At 36.9% G+C, this 7,543-nt stretch carries 6 protein-coding genes; all 6 read right to left on the bottom strand.

Annotated features, from left to right (window positions below):
• Nucleotides 1-119 precede the first annotated feature (119 nt).
• Nucleotides 120-908: a DUF5040 domain-containing protein gene (locus JGH11_RS18205; protein WP_201114178.1), complete on the bottom strand. Its 789-nt coding sequence runs from the start codon at nucleotides 906-908 to the stop codon at nucleotides 120-122.
• Between the two features lie 92 nt (nucleotides 909-1,000).
• A complete protein-coding gene (locus JGH11_RS18200; RefSeq protein WP_201114176.1) occupies nucleotides 1,001-2,782 on the bottom strand; it encodes a biotin/lipoyl-containing protein in 1,782 nt (593 codons plus the stop codon).
• A gap of 313 nt (nucleotides 2,783-3,095) precedes the next feature.
• Complete coding sequence (locus JGH11_RS18195; protein WP_201114173.1) at nucleotides 3,096-4,154, bottom strand: hypothetical protein; 1,059 nt, start codon at nucleotides 4,152-4,154, stop codon at nucleotides 3,096-3,098.
• 217 nt (nucleotides 4,155-4,371) lie between these two features.
• On the bottom strand, nucleotides 4,372-5,850 hold the full coding sequence (gltA, locus tag JGH11_RS18190) for an NADPH-dependent glutamate synthase (protein WP_201114171.1): 1,479 nt from the start codon (nucleotides 5,848-5,850) through the stop codon (nucleotides 4,372-4,374).
• A gap of 86 nt (nucleotides 5,851-5,936) precedes the next feature.
• Complete coding sequence (locus JGH11_RS18185) at nucleotides 5,937-6,719, bottom strand: sulfide/dihydroorotate dehydrogenase-like FAD/NAD-binding protein (RefSeq protein ID WP_201114169.1); 783 nt, start codon at nucleotides 6,717-6,719, stop codon at nucleotides 5,937-5,939.
• Between the two features lie 266 nt (nucleotides 6,720-6,985).
• A partial coding sequence (locus JGH11_RS18180; RefSeq protein ID WP_236264146.1) for a helix-turn-helix transcriptional regulator occupies nucleotides 6,986-7,543 on the bottom strand: 558 nt, incomplete at its 5' end.

Below are 7,543 nucleotides of genomic sequence, written 5' to 3'. Positions count from 1 at the left end.
ACATCAATGATATAGTATTATATAAAAAAAGCTATTTCTCCTTTCAGAGAAACAGCCCTTTACTCACATTAATTCTTGTTCACCTCAAATGCTTCATTGTTTTTCGTTATATATTTCATTTACCTAGATGGTAACACTTTTCTCATGAGTTCGGTAAATATTGCAGCCATCCGTTGCTGTACATATTTATCTTGACCTTCATACGGATGCCACCCGAAATCCACACCATTGATTGTTTCATTATTATGAGCATAAAGAATACTATATTGCATCTTAGTAACCGGATGTAAATGGTTCTTCGAGAATCCTATATATTTATCAAACTCGACAATCGGGAGCCCCCATCTCTGCCCTAGTATTCTAATCGATGAATTAAATTTGATACGAGCATCGTGCCAATGGGTACAGAAAATAATAATAGCCGGCTTCCCGCTCTTAGTTCCATAATACTTTGACGTTGCATCGAATTTCAAATTGTAACATTCGGTAATATAGCGCTTAATAAGATAATCATATGCTATAGCATAGTTAGACCTGTCGAAGGGAGTCTTGTAATCCTTATAATTATCCTTTAATGCCGATATATCCGCCACATCTTGATCATGAACATGCATGATAACAAAAGCATCTATAACTTCTAGTTCTTCTGTTGTATATAGCTTTCCTTCCGCCATCAGATTAGCTGCATCTACTATAGCCGTACCACCTACAGCCCTATTTATTGGTTTTGCATTCAAGTCTTTACAAGCTAATTCGAACCATCCATTGTTAGATGAGGCAAAAGATGCCCCCGTAAGAAAAATTGTATATTTATCTTCAATCTTTTCAGTTTGGCCTCTTCTATTCTGCGAAAAAACACCCAGACTTGTGAAAACAAGAAGAGAGAGACAGAGTAATAATTTATTCACTGTAAATCTATTTTTATTTATTCTACTTATTAAAAAAAAAGAAAAGGAGCTCTATTCTTCATAAAACTCCTTTTCATCTATTCATGAAGGTTCTAGTCAATATATGCTAACACCTGATTTTTTTGAACTTTTGCTCCTTGCTTAGTTTCAATTTGGATAATTTTACCGGAAGCTAAAGCTTTTACTTCTTCTATTCCATAATAAGTCTGGATAAAGCAAACAACATCTCCTTCTTTCACTTGTGTTCCTATAACCGGAGCAGAAGATACATCATCTACATCTATTTGCCAGATAACCTGTCCGGTTACTGTAGACTGTAATGGTTTTGCATTTGGATATTTTTGTTGTACCGCTTCTGCATCGAATGCCGGAACTTCTATAACCTGACGTGTTACAATAATTGGAGCACCGGCTTTTTCTTTTTGTTTCTCCAGATCTTCATTGAAACGCTCTTTAGCCAATCCTGATCTATAATCACGATATTGACGATCATGCATTGCCAACTCAAATAGCTCTTCGTCATCTTGGCCATAATCCCATCCTTTTTCATCCATCTCTTTACGGTAAGTATCAAGTGCATCCGGATATTCATCTTGAGGATTTCCTGTATAGAACTCTAGATTTTTAGCTTTGGCAAGTTCAATTATTTCATCATCAAGTTTACCTGGAAGTTGGCCAGCTCTACCAAGAATCATATTCCAGCTATCTTTATCAATATTAGAGAAGCGTGGTTGACCTTGCGCCATCGCAAAGATATTCATCAATGCGATATTCTTTGTATACTGACTAAATGGAGTTACTAATGGTGGATAACCAAGCTTAGGCCAAATATATTCTACCTCCTCAAACAATTGAACAACCAAGTCATTCAGAGAAACTTCTGCTTTGCCATTACTACGCAAAGCCATATTAATAGCAGGGTGCATAGTACGCAAGTCGGCCATCATCGACCCCATCATACCGCCAGGAAGACCACAGCCAACAAGTAATGAATTCATTATCTTATTAGATGGATCGATCCAATAACCTAAAAAGTCATCGATGAAAGATTGAGTTAATGCACGAGCCTCCATATAGGCACTCATCTTAATCTCAGGAACGGAGAAACCTGCATCCTTCAACATAGCCTGTATAGTAATAATATCGGGGTGAATCATACCCCAAGCCAATGGATCTATAGCAGTATCAAGATAGTCTGCTCCGGCACGCGCAACCTCTAACATAGATGCTACTGAGAAGCCAGGACCAGTATGTCCGTGATATTCGATCGGAATATTTGGATGACGATCTTTCAACGCTTTAGTCAATTTACCTAAAAAGGCAGGTCGACCAACACCAGCCATATCTTTTAAACAGAATTCATCAGCACCAAAATCGACTAACTTATCTGCAAAATTTACATAATAATCAACTGTATGAATTGGGGAGTGTGTAATACAAAGAGCAGTCTGAGAAATCATGCCGGCTTCTTTAGCATATTTCACTGATAATTCCAAATTACGAGAATCATTCAGTCCATCAAAGGAACGGGATATATTAGTACCCTGTGCATGTTTCACCTTAAACATCAGTTGACGAACATCTTTTGGAACAGGATACATGCGTAAAGCATTTAACCCACGCTCTAACATATGTGTTTGAATACCTACCTGATTAAAAGGAGCGGTCCATTCACGAACTGCTTTATTAGGATTCTCCCCATACATTAAATTTACCTGTTCGAAAGCTCCCCCGTTTGTTTCTACACGGGCAAAACAACCCATATCGATAATCACAGGTGCAATTTGTGTTAATTGGTCAACACGTGGCTGGTATTTTCCTGACGATTGCCACATGTCACGATAAACGAGACTGAATTTAATTTCTCTTCCCATAGCTTGTTTTACATGTTATATTGAAAAGGAGCAGTGCTAATTCATTCACACACACCCTAAAATCTATTAATTCATCAACTGTATATCAATCTATTGATTGCCTTACAAATTTAAGTTTTTATCTCTGAATAAAGAATAAAACAATCATTAAAATTGTCAATTTGTCACGAAAAAAATATAATTCAGAAAGATTTACCTAAATACTTTTTTAGTTTGCACACGACAAGCAAAAATGCGCAATCTTTTTGATTTAAAAACAGACATATACAAGTTTTATTAATAACATGGAAACACCCCACATCCAACAACATATTTATAATCGTACATCCAATTCCCCAACAACTACAGGGTGTAAGACTCTGCGTGGAGTCGGAGTATTATTTGCCGGTTCCGGATCTAAGCCATCAGCACAAGGAAAATCCTCCCAAGTCATTTTTATATAGTATTTTCCGGCACCAGAGCTCCTGAATGAATAAGTTATATTATTCAACCCGGCATTCCCCATATCTACTTCTGTTGTTGTACCTGCTTTAACATAGCTCCATTTTACAACCCTGAGAGGTAACTCGCCAGAGGAATAATCATAATCATTATCCGCAGTTCTTTTGTAAATTTTAGCTCTAATTTCATAAGTACCACTAGAGGTAGTATTCCCTGCCCAATAATCTTGCAAAAGATTATCATATAGATCTACAGTTATCGTTTTCGATTTTTCACAACCTAAGGTTTTATGTTTATAATAAACAGTAAAACTATATTTTCCAATTCCAGTAGTCAATACAGGAAACTCATAGGTTAAATCGGCTGAAGTTGCTGACGGAATTACCTGCTCCGTAGCTCCCTCTTTAGTGACAGTCCATCTATCGACAATAATGTTGTCAGTTGTTCCGGTAAGAGAAGAAGTGAAATTTAGAGCTCTCCCGGTATATCCACAAGATGGTCCATTTACAACTACATCAAAACCTGTACAAGGATCAAAGCATGGCTTTGGTAGCCTTCTCCAAATATTCTCTGTCCAAACATAGACCCCTGGACATATATGAGGATGAACTGTATTCATATTATATACGATAAGGCCCAAATGCATTTGATCTTGTTTTTGTTTTTTTACAGGATCATCATAATCTGGATGAGGAGAGGTTGTTTGAGGTTCAAACATAGGGTAAAGATTTGTTATGTCTGTCAGGTTCACTCTAGGCAACATTAAACCTTTAGTAGAATTAGCAGATGATTGATCCGTCTGCTTTATATCCAATAATGCGCCTGAGGTTGGCGAAATACCACTGCCTATAGTAATCTGCGAATAACCTAACACACTGATAAGCAGACCACATAAAATAAGCATTGATTCGATTCTTCTTTTTTTGATCATGAGAGTTTTAGTTATAGTGAAGTTTTGTTTTTAATAAAAAATAAGGTTCTCTATTAGTCAAGGGCTAAATTAGCCTTTATAATTATTATAAACAAAGATATGCAGCAGTTTTGTATATGATAACAAGGGTAAAGCGTGTGCAGCGACAGCATCATTGTAAAATAAAGAAAGTATCAGGCAGTTGCCTGATACTTTCTTTTATTAGTGTTTATATTGTTTATTGATTCCCTTTCAACGCTTTATCCATTGCAGCAGCAGCCTTACGGCCATCCCCCATCGCCAAGATAACCGTTGCGCCTCCACGCACGATATCTCCGCCCGCATACACGTCTGGTAAAGCAGATTGCATTGTTTCTTGATTAACAATAATTGTACCCCATTTAGAAACTTCAAGCCCTTTAAAAGTAGAAGGAATTAAAGGATTAGGAGAAACCCCTACACTTACGATTACCTGATCCACTTCAAACCATTCTGTAGCACCTTCAATAGAAACGGGCTTACGACGTCCTGAAGCATCCGGCTCTCCCAGTTCCATCTTTTGAAGAAGCATGCGCTGAACACGACCATTTGCATCCCCCTCATACTTTATAGGATTATGGAGTGTATAAAATTCGACTCCTTCTTCCTTAGCATGTTTAACTTCTTCTATTCGCGCAGGCATCTCTTCCTCCGAACGGCGATAGATTATATATGCTTTTTCAGCACCTAAACGTTTTGCCGTACGCACAGCATCCATAGCTGTATTTCCGGCTCCGATAACAGCAACCTTCTTACCCATTTGCACTGGTGTATCACTTTCCGGATTAGATGCATCCATCAGATTGACACGAGTCAGAAATTCGTTAGAAGACATCACTCCTATTAGGTTTTCACCGGGAATATTCATAAAATTTGGCAACCCTGCTCCACTGGCTGCAAAAATTCCTTTAAAGCCTTCATTATGTAGATCTTCATGGGATATAGTCTTTCCGACAATACAATTATTGATAAACTTTACACCCATTTCACGAAGAACATTAATCTCTACATCAACTATTTCGTTCGGCAAACGAAACTCCGGAATACCATATTTGAGTACACCTCCAATTTCGTGCAATGCTTCAAAAACAGTCACATCGTAACCTAGTTTTGCCATATCTCCGGCAAAAGCTAAACCTGCAGGACCTGAACCCACAACAGCAATTTTGATTCCATTAGCAGGTGCCAACTCCGGAATTGCTATCTTCCCACTTTCCCGTTCATAATCTGCAGCAAAGCGTTCAAGATTACCGATTGCCACCGGTTCTTTTTTCATTTTCTGAATATAGATACACTTCGATTCGCATTGTTTTTCCTGCGGACATACACGTCCACAAACAGCGGGCAATGCGCTTGTTTCTTTCAACACTTTTGCTGCCTCAAGAAAATCGCCTCGCTCTATATTCTTTATAAATATAGGTATATTAATACTTACCGGACAACCCTCCATACATGTAGGATTTGCACAATCTAAACACCGAGCTGCTTCATAAACTGCCTGCTCTACAGACAAGCCCAGATTAACTTCGTCCCTAAGAGAATGGCTTCTTACTTCTGCATCGAGTTCGGGCATATGTACACGTGGCCTATCGCCACGCTCTTTTGCTTTCATACTTTTGCGAAGTTCTTCCCTCCATGGTTCACTTCGTCTGGCTTGTATATATTCTTGATCTGTCATAATCTTCTAATAAGTTGATAAGTAATGATTCGTAAATTGAAAATAATTTATTCAGTAAAATGATTTTTCTGCAAATCATTCCATACTTAACTGTATGCTTTCAATCTCATTAGCATTTCGTCAAAATCCACCTCATGGGCATTAAACTCAGGACCATCGACACATACAAACTTCGTTTTACCTCCAACTGTGATACGACATGCACCGCACATACCTGTTCCGTCTACCATAATAGTATTCAGAGAGGCCATAGTCGGTATATTATATTTTAGAGTAAGTAATGAAACAAACTTCATCATAATAGCTGGGCCAATAGTAACACACAGGTCTACTTTTTCTCTATTCAGTACCATTTCGATACCATTTGTAACTAAGCCTTTATGTCCATATGATCCATCATCAGTCATTACAATAACTTCATCTGAATATTCAGCTACTTGTTTTTCTAAGATCACCAAATCTTTATTTCTGGCAGCTAATACTGAGATCACTTTATTTCCTGCTTTTTTCATAGCTTCGATAATAGGCAACATAGGAGCAATACCTACCCCACCACCGGCACAAATAACTGTTCCATAATTTTCTATATGGGTCGCTTGCCCTAAAGGACCAACAACATCAGTTATATATTCTCCAACATTAAGGTCACAAATCTTTTTCGAAGATGCACCTACAGCCTGAATAACAATAGTAATAGTACCTTTAGCCACATCCGATGCAGCAATTGTAAGAGGAATACGCTCCCCCTTTTCGCCTACACGAACAATTACAAAGTGTCCGGCTTTACGACTCCGTGCTATCAGAGGCGCTTCTACCTCAAATTTCACCACATTTTCAGAGAAATACTCTTTGTCAACAATTTTATTCATTCAGAATACTAGTTTAAGAACTATATAGTTTTTATGATTAGTTTTTAAGTGATCGATCTGTAAACTTTTCTCTTCTTCTTTTGTTATATTAAAATAATAGCAAAACACAGGAAAGATTATCAAAATGCAGGCATAACATAACATCTCTACCTAACAAACAAAGAAATCTGTCCTTTTACCAAGACAAATTCCATAGAATTCACAAAGTTACTACAAAAGTTTATTTACAAGGTAAACATCTCTTATAAAATATTATTTTTAATCTTCTAGTTTATATTTTTATCAAAAAAATCGACAATATTCCCGTACCCATCTATTTTCAGCTTCTTTCGGATTGCCGACTTTTTCATTTGAATAGTATTCACACTGAAGCCTAATATAATCGCAATCTCACTATTAATCAAGCCTGCATATGTAAGACAATAAATCTTCACCTCTGTCTCATCTAAATCCGGATACTTTGCACGTAATACATCAGGAAAACCTTTATATAATTTATTTAAAGTATCATAAAGCATATCCCAATCAAGGGAGTTTTCATTATAAACTATATCATTAACTTTCTTAAGCAACCGTCGCCCTTGTTTCTTTTCTTCTTCAATAAGATGACTTTCTAAAAGAGCTACTTTCTTGAATATATCAAAATGCTGAAATAAGACTTTTTTAAAAGAATCCTCCTTTTCATCGTAATTATCGACAATATCTTTCAAATGATAAATTTTCCCCTGAGCATCTGCTAAAGCTTCTTTATTCTTAACATTTTTACGATAGAAGATAAAACTCATCACTAATATTAATAGAACTAAAACAAGAATAATTAGTAA

It is taken from the genome of Dysgonomonas sp. Marseille-P4677, assembly GCF_016652235.1.
Lineage (GTDB): Bacteria > Bacteroidota > Bacteroidia > Bacteroidales > Dysgonomonadaceae > Dysgonomonas.
This window is presented reverse-complemented; position numbering and strand designations above follow the sequence as displayed.

What these genes read in the sequence shown, in the direction of transcription:
- JGH11_RS18200 (WP_201114176.1), bottom strand. Translation starts at nt 2,782, where the DNA reads ATGGGAAGAGAAATTAAATTCAGTCTCGTTTATCGTGACATGTGGCAA.
- JGH11_RS18195 (WP_201114173.1), bottom strand. Translation starts at nt 4,154, where the DNA reads ATGATCAAAAAAAGAAGAATCGAATCAATGCTTATTTTATGTGGTCTG.
- gltA (WP_201114171.1), bottom strand. Translation starts at nt 5,850, where the DNA reads ATGACAGATCAAGAATATATACAAGCCAGACGAAGTGAACCATGGAGG.
- JGH11_RS18185 (WP_201114169.1), bottom strand. Translation starts at nt 6,719, where the DNA reads ATGAATAAAATTGTTGACAAAGAGTATTTCTCTGAAAATGTGGTGAAA.